Below are 19,651 nucleotides of genomic sequence, written 5' to 3'. Positions count from 1 at the left end.
CAAGAATTAAAAAACCCCCACTTTGGTTTTAACAACCTAGTGGGGGTTCTACTATTTTTAATATTGATCCATTCTGCTGTACCAATCGTCGTATTCACGCTCAGCTTCTTCACGTTTTCTTCCGTGTCTTTCTTGAATCTTTCCGATCATCTTTTCACGGTCACCTTGAGCTTGATCGTAATCATCATCTGTCAGGTTGCCCCATTGTTTTTGTGCTTCACCTTTAAGCTGTTTCCATTTGCCTTCCATTGTATCGTTTTTCATTCTTACTCTGCCTCCATTCTTTTATTTAGTAGAATACGTATCTTCGTATCGATGTGAATTACTCGAGCGATACGTGCGGAACGTGTCATTTACTTGTCTATGTCGATTGATATCAATTGCATCAACGAGAACAAGGATGTCTCCCTCTTCAACAGATTCTTCATATTCTTTTGCTTTATTTTCAGGAATTCCTAAACCTACTAGTGCTCCTACAATTCCTCCAGCACCCGCGCCAACTGCAGCTCCACCTAAAGCTGCAGCAATGGGTCCTGCTGCTACGATCGGTCCGATTCCTGGAATAGCAAGAGCACCTGCACCTAATAATAGCCCGCCAAGTCCTCCAAGAATGCCACCTGTAGCCATTCCTGTGGCAGCCCCTTCAGGAGCTTTTGAACCGGTTTCTTCATGAATGTGTTTTACTTCTTTTTTATCTTTGGCGATTACTGAGATTTCGTTGTCACTATAACCTTGCTCCCTCAGCTCTTTAATAGCATCAATTGCATCATCTTCTGTACGGAAAACGCCAACCACTTTACCATGAGTATTCATCGATTTCCTCCTTTTGTAGAAGATTAGTACGTAGTTTGTGTTCCCAATGACTATTGAGATGAAACATGAACTTGCAGGTTCGACAAAAGTATACATACAGGATATAACGAAGCATTTGGAAGGATTTAACACAAAAACACGTATTGTACTTGTTTACAATTTATGGTTTGATGTCTATATAAAGGAAAAATGATTGTGAATGGGGATTGAAATGGATATTTTTATCGGCAGACAACCAATCCTAGACAAGGAAGAGAACGTTGTCGCTTATGAACTTTTATATAGAAACAGTGAGAACAATAGATATGATGGCTTGGATCATGATAGTGCAACGATCGATGTGATGGTGAACAGCTTTGCCGGAATCGGGATTAAAGAAGTTGGAGAACGCAAGAAATGTTTTATTAACTTTACGGAAAACCTTTTATTAAATCGAATTCCTACTTATATATCTCCTCAATATATCGTTGTTGAAATCTTAGAAGATGTTCGTCTAACGGACGAAGTCCTTGAGGTTTGTAAAGAGCTGAAGAATAAAGGCTATATTATTGCGCTGGATGATGTTTCGGTAAACCGCAACCTTGATAGAGTGCTGCCTTACATCGATATTATTAAAGTGGATTATTTATTAATGGACGTCCAAGAGATGAAGATTATGATTGAAACATACCGCGATCAGATTACTTTTCTGGCAGAAAAGATCGAAACGCGAGAGCAGTTTGAAGAAGCTAAAGAGCTTGGATTTGAGTACTTTCAAGGCTATTTCTTCAGCAGACCAGTCGTGTTGCAAGGAAAGGACATCGCTCCTATTCCGACGAACTATCTTCTATTATTAGAAAAGCTAAATGGTTCAGATCCGGACATTCATGAGATAAGCAGCTTGATCCAACGAGACCTCTCGCTTTCTTATAAGCTTTTGAAAGTGATGAATTCTGGCACCTACTTTTTTAAAAGTAAGATTACAACGATTAAACAAGCTGTTGTTCTAGTCGGACTATATGAGATCAAAAAGCTCGTCATGATTCTGATGATGTCGAGCTTGAACAGAGTTGATAATGGATTGGAAATCGTAAAAATGAGTCTTACTCGTGCCTTCTTTTTTGAACGCATCGCAAAATCAGTTGGTGTATCCAAGAACCATCTCTACATGTTTGGAATGTTTTCTCTTATCGACACTCTACTGAGTAAAGAGATGAAAGATGTGATCGCAGACATACCGATTACGAATGAGCTGGCTGAAGCTCTTTTAGGAAACATGGACTCTTATAACCTCGCTTTAAAAATAGTGCAAGGATTAGAGAGAGGTTCATGGCTGGAAATTCAGTCGATATGCCGTACGATCAATTTAACAGAAGCAGAACTCTTTACTCATTACCGAGCAAGTACATTATCTGCTGATCAGTTTGTAAAGGCGGATACTGAAATAAAAGTTTAGCTTTATCGAACCTCAAGTGGGGTTCTTTTTTTATTATATAATCCTCAAAAAAAGTAAAGAGAGTCAGATTGGAGTAAAATACAAGAATACAAGGGAGGATGCACCTAATGAAATTAAGCATACTCGATCAATCACCAATCTCCTCTGGTAAAAGTGCTCAAGATGCTCTTCAAGCTTCAATGGATCTGGCAAAAGAGGGAGAAAAGCTCGGATATATTCGTTATTGGATCGCGGAACACCATAACTTTAGTGGTTTATCATGCTCAGCACCAGAAGTGATGCTAAGCTACATTGGTGCAAACACAGAAAAGATACGACTCGGCGCAGGAGCTGTACTTTTACCGCATTATAACCATACAGAGTCGCGGAAACGTATAACATGCTTGCTACACTTTTTCCAGAAAGGATAGATTTAGGTATCGGTCGTGCACCTGGAGGATCAGCAGAAGCGTCGATCGCTCTTTCGGACAATTTTTTGGGTAATGTTCGAAAAGTTCCTGAATTGACTAAACAACTGCTGCATTTTCTGCGTAACGACTTTCCTAAAGACGATATGTTTTCTAAGATACAGGCCGCTCCAGTCCCTGAGATTTCGCCCGTTCCATGGATTCTTGGTACAAGTCAAAAAAGTGCTGATTTAGCTGCAGAATTCGGAACAGCTTATGCGTTCGGTCATTTTATGAGCGATAAGCCAGGACCCGAAATTATAGCATCATACCAAAAATCATTTCAGCCAAATCCATACTTAAAAACACCAAGGACTATTGTTGCGGTATCTGTGATCTGTGCAGAAACAACAGAACGTGCTGAGGAACTCGCATTACCAGGAATTCTATGGAGAAAACAGAATGCTGCTGGCGAGGGAAGTGGCGTTCCAACACTAGAAGAAGCTCAGAGCTCTTTCTCTATAGAAGAACAGAAACAATTAATACTTGAGGCAAAAAGAAAAATGATGATAGGCACACCACAAGAGGTAAAGAGAGAGCTTTATAGACTTCAAGAAATCTATCATACAAATGAAATAATGATTGTGACGATTACTCACTCTTATGAGGCACGTATAAAGTCATACGAGCTAGTAGCCAAACACGTACTAACCACATGAGCGATAAGCAGTTTTTTTTATTAAAGAAAGTAAACTTGTTATACTAATAGCGAATTATTAAAATATAGTAGCTAATTTTTTGTTGCTTTAAATAAGGAGGACGTTACGATGTCCAGTAAAAAAAGTTTAAGTGATGTGAAATGGTCAGTTCTTGACCTTGCTCCAGTCGTTGAAGGAGGGACCGTTACAGAATCGTTCCAGAATACGCTAGATCTTGCTCAGCATGCTGAAAAATGGGGATACAATCGTTATTGGCTTGCTGAACATCATAACATGCCTGGAATCGCGAGCTCTGCTACTTCGGTCGTGATCGGTCATGTAGCGAGTGGTACGTCAAAAATTCGTGTCGGCTCTGGTGGGATCATGCTTCCTAACCACGCGCCGCTCGTGATTGCTGAACAATTCGGCACACTTGATGCACTGTATCCAGGTAGAATCGACCTCGGACTGGGCCGAGCTCCGGGAACTGATCAGGTAACAGCACAAGCACTTCGCCGAGATTTAGGTAACATGGGTGATGATTTTCCGTACCAGCTAGATGAGCTGCGAACGTATCTCGATCCAGACCGAGCAGACTCACCTATGAAAGTAAGAGCGGTTCCTGGAGAAGGACAAGATATTCCAATCTGGCTTTTAGGTTCAAGCGGATTTAGTGCACGATTGGCAGGGAGAGAAGGACTGCCGTTTGCATTTGCGAGTCATTTTTCGCCAGATAACACGATTCCTGCACTAGAGCTCTATAGAAATACGTTTACGCCATCTGAAGTATTAGAGAAACCGTATGCGATGGTTGGGGCAAACGTGGTAATCGCAGATACCGACGAGGAAGCAGCACGAATCGCTACCTCTCTTCAGCAGCAGTTCGTCAACTTAGTGCGTGGAAACCCAACTAAGCTGAAGCCACCTGTTGAGAGCATGGATGGCATCTGGAGTCCGTATGAAAAAGCGGCACTCGACCAGCAATTACGCACATCCTTTATCGGCAGTTCTGAAACAGTTAAAGCCAAGCTGCAATCGTTCTTGGACGAAACACAGGCAGATGAGATCATCGTGAATGGCCAGATCTATGACCATTCTGCAAGATTGCGTTCTTTCCAGTTGTTATCTGAGATCGTAAAATAGAATGTGTGGTGATCAGCGTGCTCCTAAGGGGAGTGCGCTTTTTTAATGATGGAGAGGTATCCGAGTTGCTGAATTTGTCGAGAATTGTAGACTCGCGGATAACTTTTGGATTGAGAAGCAAAACTCGTGGATAAAACCGCAAAATTTCTGGATTAAGAAGGAAAACTTCTGGATTGAGACCTTCAAATACCTCGCTAGGTATTCGTTGCTCGCTGCAAAAGCTATAGGGTACGAATGTCGCTCACCGCCTACCCACCGGAAATAAGACTCAACTACTTCCCAAAACAGCACTTTCTTAAAAAAAGAACACTTGTTTGCGTTTTTTAAAGGATTTATTCACCCCTATATCGAAATTAGTACCTGGAATAACAAACTTGGAGGTAAAAACAATGGATAAATCGTTACAGCTTCAACAATTCAACTCTTGGGCTAATGAGAAAGTATTTGAGAAACTTAAAGAACTCCCAACCGAAATGTACAGAAAAGAGGTTGAAAGTGTTTTTCCTACGATTGCCGATGTTCTCGTACATATGTATCAAGTCGATTATGTATGGCTACAGGTACTAAAAGGTAGAACATTCGAAGATATTTTTAACTCCATAAAACAGCTACACGAAGAATTAAAAGCGGCGGATCTAAAAAACATGCAAATGAAGTTTGAGTCATTGTCTGAAGACTACCAGAACTTCATCAAAGGAATAGGAGATTTATCCGCTGATATCACCGTTCATCACCCTCATTTTGGAACACTTCATTCATCCTATGGTGATCTTGTTCAGCATATCGTGAATCACGGCACGTATCATCGCGGTCATCTATCGGCGATCGTCAATCAGCTTGGCTATAAAGGAGCGTCGATCGATTATATTTTTTATCTCTATTCGCTACAAGAAAAAAAGCAAACCTTATAAGAAAGATGAAGAAGGCATATCTAAAGAGATATGTCTTTTTTGTTACGTTTAAACAAATCTCTGTAAATGTTATAGCAGAGTGATTGACAAGCTGCTTGTCCACCATGTAATCTAAATCTGGAAATAGATAGTTCAATTATTGAACAGTTAAAAAAATGAACCAACAGGAGGTTAAGATGTCACAACTATCCATTAAAGAACTTGTTGATCGTTATATCGATCTCACATTTGCTGTTCATAAAAAAGGGGAGTCTCTTGTAAAAGAACAGCTGCAGAGTGAACTTTCAAATGATCAATTTTATACATTGAAGTATATCTACAAGACAGAGAACTGCACGTCAACAGAACTAGCAAAAGTTTTTGATGTGAAGAAAAGTGCGATTACAGCTGTTATAACAAAACTTTGGGATCAAGATTTGATTGAGAGAACGAGAGATCAAAATGATCGCCGAGTTGTTTATCTAACATTGACGGAAGCGGGACTCGAGCTTTACAAAAAAACAGAAGAGCGAATCTATAACTTAGTTGAATCCATCATTACTCAGTTTGAAGAGCAGGAGATCAAGCAGTTTATTGAAACATACGAAAAGATCAATAACATCTTATCGGCACTTCAGGAAAAACAATAGGCAGGGGGAGAAATCGTGCGGTTTATTTTAAAACAAAAATGGCTTGTGCTTGTTGCATGGATCGCTGTCGTTGCCGTTCTTATGCTCTCGGCACCTAATATGGCAGAGTTGGTTCGAGAAAAAGGACAAGTCGATGTACCGGATGGCTATTCGTCATCATTAGCCTCAGACATTATGAGCGAAGTCCAGGAACAAGAAGGCGGTGGAGATGAGTCTACGGTAGCGCTGGTCTTTACAGATGAAAAGGGACTTAGTGCTGCAGATAAAAAAGAAGTTGAGCGTGCGATCCGCCAACTTGAAAAGAATAAAGAAGAACTAGGAATCACGGAGATCCTAACTCATTTTAACGAGAAAAGTCTTGAGAAACAGTTAGTATCAAAAGATGGAAACTCGATCTTAACGTCTATTAAAGTAGCTTGGAATGACCGAGAGCCAAGTGAAGTGAATGAAGTTCTATATCAAACGATTAAAGACAACAAAGTCGATCACTATTACACAAGTAACTGGATGATTAACGAAGATCTTGTTAAGAGTTCTGAAGAAGGTCTTAAGAAAACAGAGGGAATTACAGTTGTTTTCATTCTAGGCGTGTTGCTCTTAGTTTTCAGATCCGTTGTTGCGCCACTCATTCCATTGCTAACTGTTGGTGTGACATATCTTGCTTCACAATCAGTCGTGGCGATGTTAGTAGATTCGTTTGATTTTCCAATCTCCAACTATACACAGATCTTTTTAGTCGCTGTATTATTTGGAATCGGAACGGATTATTGTATTCTTTTGCTAAGTCGATATAAAGAAGAATTATCGCTTACAGAAAGTAAAACAGAAGCGATCATCGCAACGTATCGTCAGGCTGGACGTACCGTTTTCTTTAGCGGTTTGGCGGTAATGATCGGATTTGCAGCGATTGGTTTTTCTCAATTTATTCTCTATCAATCAGCAGCAGCCGTCGCGGTAGGTGTAGGTATTCTTTTAGTTGCTCTATTCACGATCGTTCCATTCTTCATGATGGTTTTAGGTCAGAAGATCTTTTGGCCATCTAAGAAAAAAGCAGAGCATGGCGAGAGCAAGCTTTGGGCCGTTGCAGGGAACTTTTCATTAAAGCGTCCACTGCTATCTCTCATACTCGTTGCGGTCATATGTGTACCGTTTCTTGTGACGTATGATGGAAAGCTATCGTTTAACTCATTAGAAGAAATCTCAGGGGATGTTTCATCGATCCAAGCGTTTAATGTAATTGAAAAAAGCTTTGGAGCGGGAGAATCAATGCCAACCAACATTGTTATAAAAAATGATGAAAAGATGGACTCGACTTCATACATGGAGCTTGCTGAAAAGATTAGTCAGGAACTAGAAAAGGTTAATCATGTTGATTCAGTAAGATCTGTTTCTAGACCTACAGGCGAACCTGTTGAAGATTTCTTCGTCTACAAGCAGGCAGAAAGCTTAGAAGATGGCCTAGGTGATGGAAAAGATGGGATTAATAAAATCAGCAGTGGGCTTATGGAAGCGAGCGGAGAGTTATCGAAATCTGAGCCACAGCTGACTGGTGCGACTGACGGCATTCAGCAGCTTATCGACGGCACAAGTGCTACTCAATCTGGTTTGACTGAGATTCAAAAAAATCTGGTGAAGATAGAGGATGGCATCCGAAAAGGAACGATGGGAGCAGCTGACGCACAAAAGGGATTACAACAGATAAAATCTAAACAACAAGAACTTTTAGTTGGTTATCAAAAGATTCAGCAGGGTTATGATCGAGCAGGATCAAATCTATCAACGATCCAATCAAACTACGTAAAACTAGGGCAAGGATTAGGAAGCTTGAATACTGCATTGGCATCAATTACAGATCAAGACTTTCAAGCGTTGGAAGACCGTTATGAAATACCTGATAACGATGCAGAGTATCAAAAAATAAAGAACACAGTGAAAGCAACTCAAACACAATTGCCTGGTCTTAAAAGTAAATTGGACCAATTAAACGGTGGATTGAATCAAATTTCATCAGGTGTTCAACAAGCTAATGGTAATTTTAAAGAGATTAACGGCTATCAACAAAGCATTATCGGTGGACTGCAGCAAGTGATCGATGGTACAGATCAACTTCAGTCAGGCCTAGGGCAACTTGCTGACGGTCAAGGTCAGATCGTTGATAATGTGCCTAAGTTAACAAACGGCTTAAACGGTATCAATAGTGGCCAACAGGAACTTTTAAAAGGTTTTGAAGATCTTGGTGGCCAGTTTAATCAATTAACGACTGGCTTAGATCAGAGTGCTGACGGGTTAAATCAAGTTTCAGATGGTCTTGGTTCTGCTCAAGATTACTTGAACAAACTAGCTGAAACAAAGGATAAGAGTGCTTTTTATATGCCCGAAGAGGTCCTTCAAAGCAAGGATTTTGAACAGGCACTGAATGCTTATCTATCAGAAGATCGCAAAACGATGACGATGGATGTTGTGTTTGGAATCAACCCTTATTCTAATGAGTCTATAAATGAAGTAGCTGAGATAAAAGAAGCGATCAATCGAGTGACAAAAGGAACAGAGCTAGAGAACGCAAAAGTGGCAGTTGGGGGAATCACTAGCTCAAATGCAGACTTACAAACTGTTTCTAGTAATGATTTTTCAAGAACAGTTCTGCTCATGCTAGTAGGAATCTCAATCATTCTCGTATTTTTGTTCCGTTCATTGATCATGCCTGTATACTTGATCGGTTCACTCATTTTAACGTATTACACGTCAATGGGGATCAATGAATTCATCTATGTAAACTTACTCGGATACACAGGAATTAGCTGGGCTGTTCCGTTCTTTGGATTCGTCATCCTAGTCGCGCTCGGCGTTGATTACAGCATCTTCTTAATGGATCGATTTAATGAATATAAAGATCTCACGGTTGCAGATGCGATGCTTCTTGCTATGAAAAAGATGGGGACGGTTATCATTTCCGCCGTTATTATATTAGGTGGAACGTTTGCTGCGATGATGCCTTCTGGAATGCTTTCATTATTGCAGATCGCTTCCATCATCTTAGTAGGATTGCTTCTATACGCATTTGTCGTTCTGCCGTTACTCATTCCAGTTCTAGTTAAGAACTTTGGAGAAGCAAACTGGTGGCCGTATAAACGAAGCTAAGCAATAAAAAAGATGGTTTTAAAGTGCTCTAAGACTAGACACTTTAAACCATCTTTTTTAAGTCTTTTTCATTTCCTTCTTTGACTTTTTGATTGTAGTGGAAGGTGCGTGCCTGCCACATGAGATACTTCTTGCAAGGCATGCGACGAGGAAGCTTACTAAGAAGTATTAACTTGTAGACGCAGGAGCAAGGAACCTCTAAAGGTAAGCAGGTGAGACACTTATACGGTCTTACGAATGCGGCTCACCGCCTGCCCCGCGGAAAGCGAGCATCTGCAACGGAAATCAAATACTTTCAAAGTAACCACATTGTATACAATTATTCAGCTGTCTTACTTTCTTTTTGAATCTTTTGCTTCAATTCCTCAATGTATTTCTTTTTAGCCTTCTCATCCTCTAGATTTCCTGGCTTTTTTTGTTGTAGATATTTTTGGAGAGCGTTGTTGATCTCTTCTGTTGTGGCATCCTCAGGAATCTCTCCTTTATCTTTAAGCATCTGAATAATTCTTTCATCATTCGCGATCATGGCAGTCACCTCGTTTTGTTCTGCAGATTTAGAACCAGAGGAATCTTTTGGATCAGATTCAGCCTTTTCTTCTGATTCCTTTGTGTTTTTCCCAGGAAGATTATCACTTTCTTGTGAGCTGCAGCTCATAAGAAAAGTTAATGTAGAAACCGTTAAGAATACGCGTATAAACTTTTTCATCTCATACCCTCCTTATTAACAGTTTACCCTAGTAAAATAAAACCCAACTGCATGTACACAGTTGGGTTTATTAATAATGTTTATTTCTTACGAGAGATCTTGATCTTCGCTACAGAATTATCTTTACTCTTTCCTTCAACTGAGAACTTCAGACCGTATTGTGGAACATTTCTTCCAGCGTCAAGAAGTCCAGGGTTAGAGTAGTCATCTTTATCATTGAAAACTGAGTTTGGATGGATCGCGTTATCTGTAAGCGATGTTCCATTGATTGCTTTGTAATCTAAGAACATCGGTTTACCTTTATCAGTGTTGAACGCAGCGTCGTGAATTAGGTAGCGAGTTGAAGCTACTTTACCATCGCTCCATTTAAGTGTTTCTTGGTTCGCATCGACTACGCCTAAGAAACCATCTCCAGGGTGGATACCTGTCCAGTTGTCAGAATAGCTGTTATCCACGTACCAAACAACAAGTCCGCCATCATAAGACATTAAGCTCTTACCGCGAGCGATGTGAGCAAGACCTTCATCAACACCTTGGTGATTTCTCCATTCTAATAAGTAGTAATGATCAGAAAAGAATTTACCTTGGTTCTTCGTGAAGCCTTCTTGTTTAAATGTAGACGTTCCTTCAGCATTATCAAACAATACTTCAGTTCCATCAACGTTTACAGAAATGTCATCTACAAAGAATCCAGGCATTGTTGCAGCTACATCTGTCCAATAGTTGAACTTCAGATCGATCTTCTTACCAGCATAAGCAGATAGATTGAACGCTCCGTTTACCCATTCACCATTCGTGCTTCCTGTAATTCCATGGCCAGGGTTTTGGTCATGCGGATTCGTATCCGTAGTCAGGTTTCCTTTAACAGTTACCCAATCCGTTCCTTCTTCTTTTACTTGAATAGAAGCATAATCCCAATCTGTTTCAATGTCATACCACGTTTTAAAGTTTAGTGTAGCAGTTGAAGCTTTTGAAAGATCAAGAGAAGTAACTAATGAGTTATCTAAGTCATCTCCGCTACCACTGAAATATTGATATTCACCGCTATACGGTTTGTTAACGACTGTTTCTTTTTGTGGAAGGTCAACGCGGACGGCATCGTTGTTCGTGCCTTTCGTGTTTGCCTGATCAAGAAGAACGTCGATTCCTTTACGATCGATCTCTTCGTAAACGAACGTTTCTCCACTTAACCAGTTACCGCCGATATACGATTGTAAGAACTCTTTAGACCAAGCACTGAATCCAGTTGGCTCAGTCCCAGGAACTTTACCAGCCCAGCTTCCACTAGACATAATCGACCAGTAAGCAACAGGCTCACCTTGGCCAGAGTATTGTGTATCGTACTCATCTGGAAGTTCGAGGTCATGGCCATACTCATGAGAGAATACACCAGCTGCTCCATCAGCAGGTTGAACTGTATAATCGTAAGCTCCCATCATGCCGTTCCAATAATCAACTTCAGACTCTGAGCCTGCAATTGGGAAAGGTGAGCCTAGGTTCCAACGGTGGCTCCAGATTGCGTCACCAGCAAGTGCACCTCCGCCAGCTTCTTCACCAACGCTTGAGTGAACGATCATGAGGTGATCTACTAAACCATCAGCTTCACGTGTATTGCCATCTCCATCTAGATCGTAGCGATCTTCTTGGTCATAATCTCCTAGATGAATGTTAGGATCTTTTGCCGCTGCTTCTAATGCTTCTTTTACTAGAGAACGAGCGTCTTTGTCGTTGCCATCTGGAGTAGGAACATTTCCTCCATAATAAGCAGCTGGATGTTTAGCTTTATACCATCCTCCAACACTACCTTTTACAGAATAGCTTCCGCCAGATTGTTGTTCATAATATTGCTTCATGGAGATCAACTTTTCCCCATTCGGTCCTTTATATCCTTTATTTCCAAAGACTAAGTCTTCATAATGTTTTTTTGTATATTCATCATAGAACATGTCTGTTTCTTCTTTTGTTATGTTCGTAGCAGGGTAGTCCGGAAACTCTACTAAAAGAACAAGAACGTTATCTACGCGCTTTTGTCCTTTCCATTTTTCTTCTTTTACGTTTTTAATCTTATCTTCTTTTCTACCGTCTTTTTTAAGTCCTTCTCTTTTATGCTTCTTTCTAATTTCTTTACGTTTTTCACTATGTTCGTCTTCTAATGCACCTTCAGAGAATTTAGATGCGTTCTCTTGTTTTTTGTGTAAAAATTGCTGTAATTTTTTCTGTGCATCTGCTTCAGACGCATTTTTACTGATTTCGCCTTGTTTCTTCAGCATTTCAATCAATTTTTCATCGTTCGCGATGCCTAAATCAAAAGGACCGCCTCCGTGCTTATGTCCTTTGTGATCTTCGTGTTGTTGTGGTGCTGGTAAATCGGATGATACATTAGCTGGTGCAGCACCAACACTTGAAAAAGCAGAGCAACTTAACATTGTAGCGAGTGCAGCAGATACCCATTTCCCTTTTTTCACCAAGATTCCCCCTAAATCGTAGTAGTTACCGAAAACCGACATATATTGTCGGATAATTCCGTGTATTCAAAATGTTACCACGATAACCCAACTACTAGAATAGGAGATAACTCCCGTGTTTTTTATATAGAATAGGGATTATTTACTATTTAAAGAACTATTTTCTAACATTTTTAATTTGAAAAAATGGTGAAGAATGTTTTATTTTAGGAGTTTTCATATAGTTCTTTAGACACAAAAAAACAACTCTCGTTCAAAGAGTTGTTTTTTTTTAGCTTTTAAAAAAGTTTAGAGTAAATCGTTTAGTTGCCGTTCGATTTTTTTAAAATGAATATAAAAGATTAAATAGATGAAGCTGTAGATGATAACAAAGCCCGTGAAGCAAATTATGAGTGGAGAAGGTTCAATAGGCACCCATTTTGCGAGTATGGCAACAGGGAAGAAGAATGCTAATGAAATTAAAAAGTGGATAATCGTTTGTTTAAGGGTGCTCCACTTTTCAATATCGAAAATTACAGATGCTGTTGAAAAATAGATTCCAACCAGTAGTGAGCCTAAAAAGTTTAGCCATAGTTCTTTTAGCGTTATCTCAATTTCTAATAGCATGTAACTGGTTAAAGCAATGAAAAATATTATCCCGCCAAAACTTAACCCGATCACCAGATTATTGATAAATCTTTTATTTTCAATCATTCATTGGTACCTCCGTTTAATAGACTTTCTTTTAATGCTCTAACATATTTTTTGCTCACATACTCCCGATTCCCAGAATGAAAATACACACACAGATTTCCGTTAAACGATAACTCAAACCGTTTGATCTGATTCACGTTGCCAACTACTGATTTAGAGAAGCGTGCAAAATAGTGGTTCGTCAAATGACTTTCTAACGTAGTGAGATTCATGTTTACTTCATATTGTGTATGTTTTGTTCTCGCAAAAGTTTTCCGGTTTTCAGAATAAAAATAATCAATTTCTGATGGTTGTAAAATGAACGTTTGATCTTCCTCCGTTCCAAAAATTCTTACGTGATTTGTTTTACTGTTCTTAAGGCAAAGGAGAACCCTTTCTAACTCAGTAGTCATCTCATTCGTTTGAATCGTAATGACTGGCTGTTCATATTTTGAATCAATATTAATCTTAATTTCCAAATAGCATCACCTCATATAGAAGTATCTCATATCTCAAATCGCAAGTACCATAATATGGGATAAGATGACTTGAATAACGTTTAAATATGGTGAATTTTTTACTTAAATGTTTATTTCATTTAGCTAAGGGTAAATAAATGGGTGGACCATCAGAAATAAAGATAATAAGATTTTTGGAAATGAAAGGTTGGTCATTCACTTTGTCTATTCATCTAAAATCAGCACTTAAAAATAAATCGGTTAAAAACTTTGAAGAAGCTACCGATAATATCCTTCAATTTATGAGTAAACTGATCAACATTAATACGTTGTTTATTGCAAAGAACGATAAACAAATAAATGAGATAAAAAAGGCAGTTAATAAAGACAAGGTATTGATTTCAGAAGGTACAACCATGCCTTTTCAGGAAACGTTTTGTAAAGTGAGTGTTGATCAAGGCAATGAAATCCTTTTAATTAAAGATATTACGGAGAACGAACGAACGAAGCACTTGAACGTGACAACAGATTTAGGTGGGGGAAGCTTTATTGCGATACCGATCTATTATGAAGATGGTGAAAATTATGGGACCATCTGTGGTTTAGATACTGAAAGCTTTGAATTTACAGATCAACACATCGAGCTTTTTCAGACGATGTCCTCCTTATTGACATACGTATTAGAGTTGGATAAAGCAAATAAAGAGATAAAAGAACTTTCAGTGCCGATCGTTCCTTTAACAAAAGGTGTAGCGATTCTTCCAATCATTGGTCACATCAATGAATATCGAGCAGAAATCATCATTCAAAGCACGCTTGAAAGCAGCATGAGTTTAGAACTTGAATATATGATTATTGATCTTTCAGGAGTGAGTCGAATTAATAATTCTGTTAGTGAATATCTTTTAAATATTGTAAAGTTGTTAAGATTAATAGGTGTTACTCCGATTCTAACGGGATTCAGACCTGATCTTGCGCTAACCACTCTACATGTAGATGTAGATTTTAAAGGAATCATGATCACGAACAATTTAGAGAGTGCACTCACGCAAATCGGATTCAGTCTAAATAAAAACGAAAATAACCATTCAAGATCACAACCTGTTATGTGATCTTTTCTTTTTAAAATTTTCAGGTGTTTTTGGATTCTGGCCTGAGCTTTCCAAAGAGTGAGAGAAGAGCTTTCTTTTTACATACATGCTATAGAAGTTTCTAAGGTGGTAGCACGCAACGTAATACAAGGTGAACTATAAATATAGTCATCAAAGAAAACAGTAGTCATAATATTCATTTTTTTATATAATTGTAATAATATAAACTTATCAGTCGTTTTTATGTATTTACCAATCGGAGGGGAAATAATGAAGTCGTTTGAAGAGAAGTTAGATCAATACGCTGAATTAGTGATAAAGGTTGGATTAGGTCTTAAAGAGGGACAAAGATTGCTCATCAGTTCGCCGATTGAAACGGCAGAATTTACGCGTAAGGTGACTAAACATGCGTACGAGAACGGTTGTAAACGAGTGATGGTCGATTGGACTGATACACAAACAAGCCGCATTCACCTTACTCTTGCAGAAGAAGAGGTTCTTAAAAACGATCTGCCTTCTTGGGAGATTGATAAATATAACAGCCTTGTGGAAAATCATGATTGCTTTTTGATGATTACTGGGAATGATCCAAATGCATATAAAGGGGTTCCTTCTGAGCGAATGATGTTCGTTCAAAAAAATCGCGGTGAGAAACTTCAAGCTTTTTCAGCCGGACAATTAAGAGGAGATATGCACTGGGCGATCGCAGGTGCACCTACAATTGGTTGGGCTAAGAGCGTATTCCCTGATAAAACCGATGAAGAAGCGGTGGATGCATTATGGGAAGCGATATTTAAAACCGTAAGAGTCGATCAGAATGATCCTGTAGCAGCATGGGACGAACATGTGAAAACACTGACTGATAAAGTGAACTACTTAAACGAACAGAAGTTCAAAACGCTTCATTATAAGTCAGAAGGTACTGATCTAAGCATCGATCTTCATCCAGATCACACGTGGATCGGTGGAGGTCACCATTCAACGTTCGGAACGTACTATATACCGAACTTGCCAACGGAAGAAGTGTTCACGACACCGAGAAAATATGGTGTGAACGGTAAAGTTTCAAGCTCAAAACCACTTTCAGCGATGGGTAATATTATTGATAACTTCAGCTTAACGTTTAAGGATGGAAAAGTGATTGATTTCACGGCTGAGGAAGGGTACGACACGTTGAAACAACTGCTTAGCATTGATGATGGAATGGGGTATTTAGGGGAAGTTGCATTAGTTCCTCACGATTCGCCGATCTCAAACTCAGGAATCACATTTAATAACACGTTGTATGATGAAAATGCTTCTTGTCATCTAGCGATTGGAACATCAATCACGATGTCAGTGAAGGATGCAGGAAATCTTTCACCAGAACAAATGGAAGAAAAAGAAATAAACTTCAGCCGCGGCCACACTGATTTTATGATCGGTTCTGCTGATCTTGAAATTGAGGCTGAATATGAGGATGGGAAACGTATTCCGTTATTTAAGAATGGAAACTGGGCGATATAATGATTAAAAGACTCCACGCTGGTGGAGTTTTTTTTGATCTGTTTTTGAACACATGGCCGCTGTTTGTAAGTGGTTGATTTCCGCTCCAGGTTGCACGCTTTCCACGGGGCGAACGGTGAGCCTCCTGCCGCTTTGCGCCGTTATGAGTCTCCACCTGACCGCTCGTCCCGTAGGAGTCGGCAACCTTCCGCTCCAATCAACTTGCATAGGAAGTAAACATTCAAAAGCAAACCAATCTTGTAGTAATTGCCGCTCTTTAGGACACAAGGTAGTTGCTTTTTTGTAACTCATGAAAGCTAAGAAGCTAACAGAGTTGAAGGTACGGGTTATCAATTTTTTAAAAAGAGAATAGGACAAACCTCTTCATGGAAAAATAACGAAAATGAAGGAGGTTTGTTTATGAAAAAGATAGTCGCGCTATTAGCGACGTTTATTATTGTACTTAGCGGCTGTGGCAACTCTAATAATATGAAGGAAAGCGAAGCCGCTCCAAAGAACATGAGTAACGAAACGCGAAATAGCCCAAGGTTAGAACAGATTAATTCGCCACAGAAAAAACAAGTGGATATCTCAAAAGCCGAAACGAATCATGGTAAAACGAAGATTGAGACTTTAGGATTCTTAGAGCCAATCGAAGCGAAACAATCCATAAAAGATGTACAAGAATCGGTAAATGATCTAACATACGTAGCGTTTTTTAGTTATCAAGTAAATAAAGATGGATTACTTAAGCCGATTAAGGATTATGCGGCGCTTCAAGAGGTGAAGAAATCTAAAGCAATGCCGATGATGGTGTTAACAAACTTTATTGATGGGAACTTTTCACCTGAGATCGCACATAACATTTTCACAGATAAAACAGCTTCAAAAACGCTGATTGGAAGTGTTATCAGCACGATGAAACAAAAAGGGTATAAAGCACTGAATATTGATTTTGAACATATTAAAGAAAAAGATCGAGAGCTTTATAACGGCTTTTTAGAAACGATCATTCCACAAGTTCAAAAAGAAGGATTTAAAGTTTCAACTGCATTAGCTCCAAAAACTAGTGATGAACAAAAAGGACCGTGGCATGGAGCACATGATTATAAACGTCATGGAGAGCTAGCAGACTTTGTGGTTCTAATGACGTATGAGTGGGGCTGGTCTGGTGGACCTCCAATGGCTGTTGCACCTGTACCACAAGTAGAGAAAGTAGTGAAGTATGCAACTTCAGTCATTCCTCCAGAAAAAATTGTGATGGGTGCACCGTTATACGGATACGATTGGACACTTCCTTATAAGAAAGGAAATAAATTTGCAAAACGCGTAGCGCCTGCTGAAGCACATGACTTGGCACTAAAAGAAGATGCTACAGTAAAATATGATAACGAGTCTCAAGCGCCGTTCTTTAATTACAAAGATGATAACGGTAAAGAGCACGTTGTATGGTTTGAGAACGAACAAAGTGCAGAAGCAAAGAATCAACTTGTGAAGAAGTATAAATTAAGAGGTCTTGCTTATTGGGTGCTTGGAGAACCTTTTCCTGAGAACTGGACACTACTTAGAGACCAATTTAACGTTGTGCACAAATAAGACAAAAAGGATTAAGCATTTTCGATGCTTAATCCTTTTGCTTGTTTAAGTTATAGAGCGGCAGACAAACATTTTTCGACAACAACACCTCTTCGATCTGGAAAAACCGTTTCAAAGTGGTACTGAGGAAACAGTGCAGTCAGTTGTTGTGTGATCGCTGCTGCTTTTTGGTGAGGCGTGAAACAGACGATGGATGGTCCTGAACCACTTATAGCTGCACCATATGCACCGAGCTCAATCGCTTTTTCTTTTAGTTCAGTATATAAAGGTACCCATTTTGAACGAAACGGCTCGTGAAACAGATCGCGGTTCATCATATCGGCTGCTTTCTTCCAATCGTTCTTCATTAAAGCAGCAACAAGCACGTTACTGATCGCACTGCCTTCAACCGCTTTGTTGAAGGGAAGAAGGTTTGGCAGAGAGCCTCTTGATTGTTTCGTATGCAGAACTCCATCAGGAATAGCAATGATCATCTCAACTGCTACATCAGGAACATGAACCGTTTCTACCACTTGACCATTGTAAAAGCTAATAGTAAGACCACCAAAGATGGCAGGAATTACATTATCAGGATGTTCTTCAAGTGAGCTTGCAAGGAGAGATTTTGATTCCTTGGAAAGTTCAAGATCTAAAAGAATGTTCGCCAGTTCGATTCCTGCCACAATTGCAGATGCTGAACTTCCCATCCCTTTAGATGTTGGAAACGTACTAACCACATCTAACTGACACGGAGGCAATTTCTTTCGAAAAGAACCTGCGGTGAAATGTGCAGCTTGTATGATTAAGTTGTTTTCATCCTTATTGAATGCTTGAAGTTCTTCTCCGTGAAATGTTGTTTTACGGGGAGCGAACGGTTGAACGTGAACCGTTAAGTATCTGTTTATCGCAAGTCCAACAGAATCAAATCCCGGACCAAGGTTGGCTGTACTTGCTGGAACGTGGATAGAAAAAGGTTCTGCTTTCATTTATACAACACATCCTTTTAGTTGTTGACGTAGTGAATCAAAATCATTCGGAATGACGATCGGTTCTTGTGAAACTGTTTTTAGTGCGATATCAGGGTCTTTAAGACCGTTTCCTGTTAGAACGGCGACAACGGTAGCTCCGTTTGGAAGCAGTCCTTGTTTGTGTTGTTTATACAATCCAGCAATCGTACTGCATGAAGCAGGTTCTGCGAAAACGCCTTCTTTGGAAGCGAGCATCTGATACGCTTCTAAGATTTCTTCATCTGTAACAGAGTCGATTACTCCACCCGATTCTTCTAATGCCGATGAAGCTAACTTCCAGCTGGCAGGATTCCCGATTCGGATGGCAGTTGCAATCGTTTCAGGTTTTTTTACAATAGATCCGTTTACGATAGGGGCTGCACCTGCTGCTTGAAACCCATGAATGCGGGGGAGACCAGAGGATTTAACCGCATCATACTCTTTGAACCCTTTCCAATAGGCACTTATATTACCGGCGTTTCCGACCGGTATAGCTAGAATATCAGGTGCTCCGTCAAGCGCATCAACCAATTCGAAAGCAGCTGTTTTTTGTCCTTCAAGACGATATGGATTTACAGAGTTAACAAGTGTGAAGTCTTCTTCTTCACTCATTTTCCGTACCATCTGAAGAGCTTCATCAAAATTTCCTTCTAAGGCAAAAATCTCTGCGCCATACATTTTTGCTTGAGCTAGTTTTCCTTGAGCGATTTTACCGTCAGGAATGACAACGATACATCTGAGGCCAGCTCTTGCGCCATAAGCTGCAGCTGCAGCAGATGTATTTCCTGTAGATGCACAAATGATCGCTCTGCTGCCTTCTTCTTTCGCTTTTGCTACAGCCATGACCATCCCTCTATCTTTAAAAGAGCCTGTAGGATTCGCTCCTTCGTACTTCGCATAAAGGTTGATGCCCCATTCCTTTGATAGATGTGTTAGAGGAATAAGTGGAGTATGCCCTTCGTTTAAAGATAGAAGGGGAGTAGACTCGTTAACTGGCAAATATTCTTTATATTGATGTAGTAGTCCTTTCCAATGCATG

The 19,651-nt window shown here is 39.7% G+C and carries 16 protein-coding genes and 1 pseudogene; 9 read left to right on the top strand and 8 right to left on the bottom strand.

Annotated elements, in window-relative coordinates; all coding sequences use genetic code 11:
- Positions 1-57: 57 nt before the first annotated feature.
- Together P4V41_RS02065 and P4V41_RS02060 are read right to left on the bottom strand one after the other, a co-directional pair.
- The gene (locus P4V41_RS02065; protein WP_328083196.1) at positions 58-264 is read right to left on the bottom strand and encodes a CsbD family protein; all 207 of its coding nucleotides are present in this window, start codon (positions 262-264) and stop codon (positions 58-60) included.
- 21 nt (positions 265-285) lie between these two features.
- Positions 286-813 carry a general stress protein gene (locus P4V41_RS02060; protein WP_328083195.1) on the bottom strand — a complete coding sequence of 176 codons (528 nt, stop codon included), beginning with the start codon at positions 811-813 and terminating at the stop codon, positions 286-288.
- Between the two features lie 211 nt (positions 814-1,024).
- Between P4V41_RS02060 and P4V41_RS02055 the strand changes: the two genes are divergently transcribed.
- From P4V41_RS02055 to P4V41_RS02030, 6 genes and pseudogenes are all read left to right on the top strand, one after another.
- On the top strand, positions 1,025-2,248 hold the full coding sequence (locus P4V41_RS02055; protein WP_328083194.1) for an EAL and HDOD domain-containing protein: 1,224 nt from the start codon (positions 1,025-1,027) through the stop codon (positions 2,246-2,248).
- A gap of 107 nt (positions 2,249-2,355) precedes the next feature.
- Positions 2,356-3,353, top strand: a pseudogene (locus tag P4V41_RS02050) (LLM class flavin-dependent oxidoreductase).
- A 108-nt stretch (positions 3,354-3,461) separates the two neighbouring features.
- Positions 3,462-4,475 (top strand): LLM class flavin-dependent oxidoreductase, encoded by a 1,014-nt coding sequence (locus tag P4V41_RS02045; RefSeq protein ID WP_328083193.1) that lies wholly within the window; start codon positions 3,462-3,464, stop codon positions 4,473-4,475.
- A gap of 389 nt (positions 4,476-4,864) precedes the next feature.
- Positions 4,865-5,386 (top strand): DinB family protein, encoded by a 522-nt coding sequence (locus P4V41_RS02040; RefSeq protein ID WP_328083192.1) that lies wholly within the window; start codon positions 4,865-4,867, stop codon positions 5,384-5,386.
- Between the two features lie 176 nt (positions 5,387-5,562).
- Positions 5,563-6,015, top strand: coding sequence for a MarR family transcriptional regulator (locus P4V41_RS02035; RefSeq protein WP_328083191.1), 453 nt, complete (start codon positions 5,563-5,565; stop codon positions 6,013-6,015).
- 15 nt (positions 6,016-6,030) lie between these two features.
- The gene (locus tag P4V41_RS02030) at positions 6,031-9,153 is read left to right on the top strand and encodes an MMPL family transporter (protein ID WP_328083190.1); all 3,123 of its coding nucleotides are present in this window, start codon (positions 6,031-6,033) and stop codon (positions 9,151-9,153) included.
- A gap of 319 nt (positions 9,154-9,472) precedes the next feature.
- On the opposite strand, the gene P4V41_RS02025 is transcribed toward P4V41_RS02030, so the two are convergent.
- From P4V41_RS02025 to P4V41_RS02010, 4 genes are all read right to left on the bottom strand, one after another.
- Complete coding sequence (locus P4V41_RS02025) at positions 9,473-9,859, bottom strand: hypothetical protein (RefSeq protein WP_328083189.1); 387 nt, start codon at positions 9,857-9,859, stop codon at positions 9,473-9,475.
- Positions 9,860-9,939: 80 nt separating this feature from the next.
- Positions 9,940-12,324: an immune inhibitor A domain-containing protein gene (locus P4V41_RS02020; RefSeq protein WP_328083188.1), complete on the bottom strand. Its 2,385-nt coding sequence runs from the start codon at positions 12,322-12,324 to the stop codon at positions 9,940-9,942.
- A gap of 288 nt (positions 12,325-12,612) precedes the next feature.
- A complete protein-coding gene (locus tag P4V41_RS02015) occupies positions 12,613-13,017 on the bottom strand; it encodes a DUF3021 domain-containing protein (RefSeq protein WP_328083187.1) in 405 nt (134 codons plus the stop codon).
- A complete protein-coding gene (locus P4V41_RS02010; RefSeq protein WP_328083186.1) occupies positions 13,014-13,475 on the bottom strand; it encodes a LytTR family DNA-binding domain-containing protein in 462 nt (153 codons plus the stop codon). The genes P4V41_RS02015 and P4V41_RS02010 overlap by 4 nt, the downstream gene beginning before the upstream one ends.
- Positions 13,476-13,675: 200 nt before the next feature.
- On the opposite strand from P4V41_RS02010, the gene P4V41_RS02005 reads away from it, so the two are divergent.
- From P4V41_RS02005 to P4V41_RS01995, 3 genes are all read left to right on the top strand, one after another.
- Complete coding sequence (locus tag P4V41_RS02005; protein WP_328083185.1) at positions 13,676-14,566, top strand: GAF domain-containing protein; 891 nt, start codon at positions 13,676-13,678, stop codon at positions 14,564-14,566.
- A gap of 249 nt (positions 14,567-14,815) precedes the next feature.
- A complete protein-coding gene (locus P4V41_RS02000) occupies positions 14,816-16,051 on the top strand; it encodes an aminopeptidase (RefSeq protein WP_328083184.1) in 1,236 nt (411 codons plus the stop codon).
- A gap of 399 nt (positions 16,052-16,450) precedes the next feature.
- Positions 16,451-17,626, top strand: coding sequence for a glycosyl hydrolase family 18 protein (locus tag P4V41_RS01995; RefSeq protein ID WP_328083183.1), 1,176 nt, complete (start codon positions 16,451-16,453; stop codon positions 17,624-17,626).
- 50 nt (positions 17,627-17,676) lie between these two features.
- Here the strand turns inward: P4V41_RS01995 and thrB are convergent, their stop codons facing one another.
- Both thrB and thrC read right to left on the bottom strand, forming a co-directional pair.
- Complete coding sequence (gene thrB / locus P4V41_RS01990; RefSeq protein WP_328083182.1) at positions 17,677-18,591, bottom strand: homoserine kinase; 915 nt, start codon at positions 18,589-18,591, stop codon at positions 17,677-17,679.
- Positions 18,592-19,650 carry a threonine synthase gene (gene thrC, locus P4V41_RS01985; protein ID WP_328083181.1) on the bottom strand — a complete coding sequence of 353 codons (1,059 nt, stop codon included), beginning with the start codon at positions 19,648-19,650 and terminating at the stop codon, positions 18,592-18,594.
- Position 19,651: the final 1 nt, after the last annotated feature.

It is taken from the genome of Fictibacillus nanhaiensis, from assembly GCF_036213205.1.
GTDB lineage: Bacteria > Bacillota > Bacilli > Bacillales > Fictibacillaceae > Fictibacillus > Fictibacillus nanhaiensis_E.
The sequence above is the reverse complement of the archived record's forward strand: the minus strand, read 5'-3'. Positions and strand labels throughout refer to the sequence as shown.

What these genes read in the sequence shown, in the direction of transcription:
- P4V41_RS02065 (WP_328083196.1), bottom strand. Translation starts at nt 264, where the DNA reads ATGAAAAACGATACAATGGAAGGCAAATGGAAACAGCTTAAAGGTGAA.
- P4V41_RS02060 (WP_328083195.1), bottom strand. Translation starts at nt 813, where the DNA reads ATGAATACTCATGGTAAAGTGGTTGGCGTTTTCCGTACAGAAGATGAT.
- P4V41_RS02055 (WP_328083194.1), top strand. Translation starts at nt 1,025, where the DNA reads ATGGATATTTTTATCGGCAGACAACCAATCCTAGACAAGGAAGAGAAC.
- P4V41_RS02045 (WP_328083193.1), top strand. Translation starts at nt 3,462, where the DNA reads ATGTCCAGTAAAAAAAGTTTAAGTGATGTGAAATGGTCAGTTCTTGAC.
- P4V41_RS02040 (WP_328083192.1), top strand. Translation starts at nt 4,865, where the DNA reads ATGGATAAATCGTTACAGCTTCAACAATTCAACTCTTGGGCTAATGAG.
- P4V41_RS02035 (WP_328083191.1), top strand. Translation starts at nt 5,563, where the DNA reads ATGTCACAACTATCCATTAAAGAACTTGTTGATCGTTATATCGATCTC.
- P4V41_RS02025 (WP_328083189.1), bottom strand. Translation starts at nt 9,859, where the DNA reads ATGAAAAAGTTTATACGCGTATTCTTAACGGTTTCTACATTAACTTTT.
- P4V41_RS02015 (WP_328083187.1), bottom strand. Translation starts at nt 13,017, where the DNA reads ATGATTGAAAATAAAAGATTTATCAATAATCTGGTGATCGGGTTAAGT.
- P4V41_RS02000 (WP_328083184.1), top strand. Translation starts at nt 14,816, where the DNA reads ATGAAGTCGTTTGAAGAGAAGTTAGATCAATACGCTGAATTAGTGATA.
- P4V41_RS01995 (WP_328083183.1), top strand. Translation starts at nt 16,451, where the DNA reads ATGAAAAAGATAGTCGCGCTATTAGCGACGTTTATTATTGTACTTAGC.
- thrB (WP_328083182.1), bottom strand. Translation starts at nt 18,591, where the DNA reads ATGAAAGCAGAACCTTTTTCTATCCACGTTCCAGCAAGTACAGCCAAC.
- thrC (WP_328083181.1), bottom strand. Translation starts at nt 19,650, where the DNA reads ATGCATTGGAAAGGACTACTACATCAATATAAAGAATATTTGCCAGTT.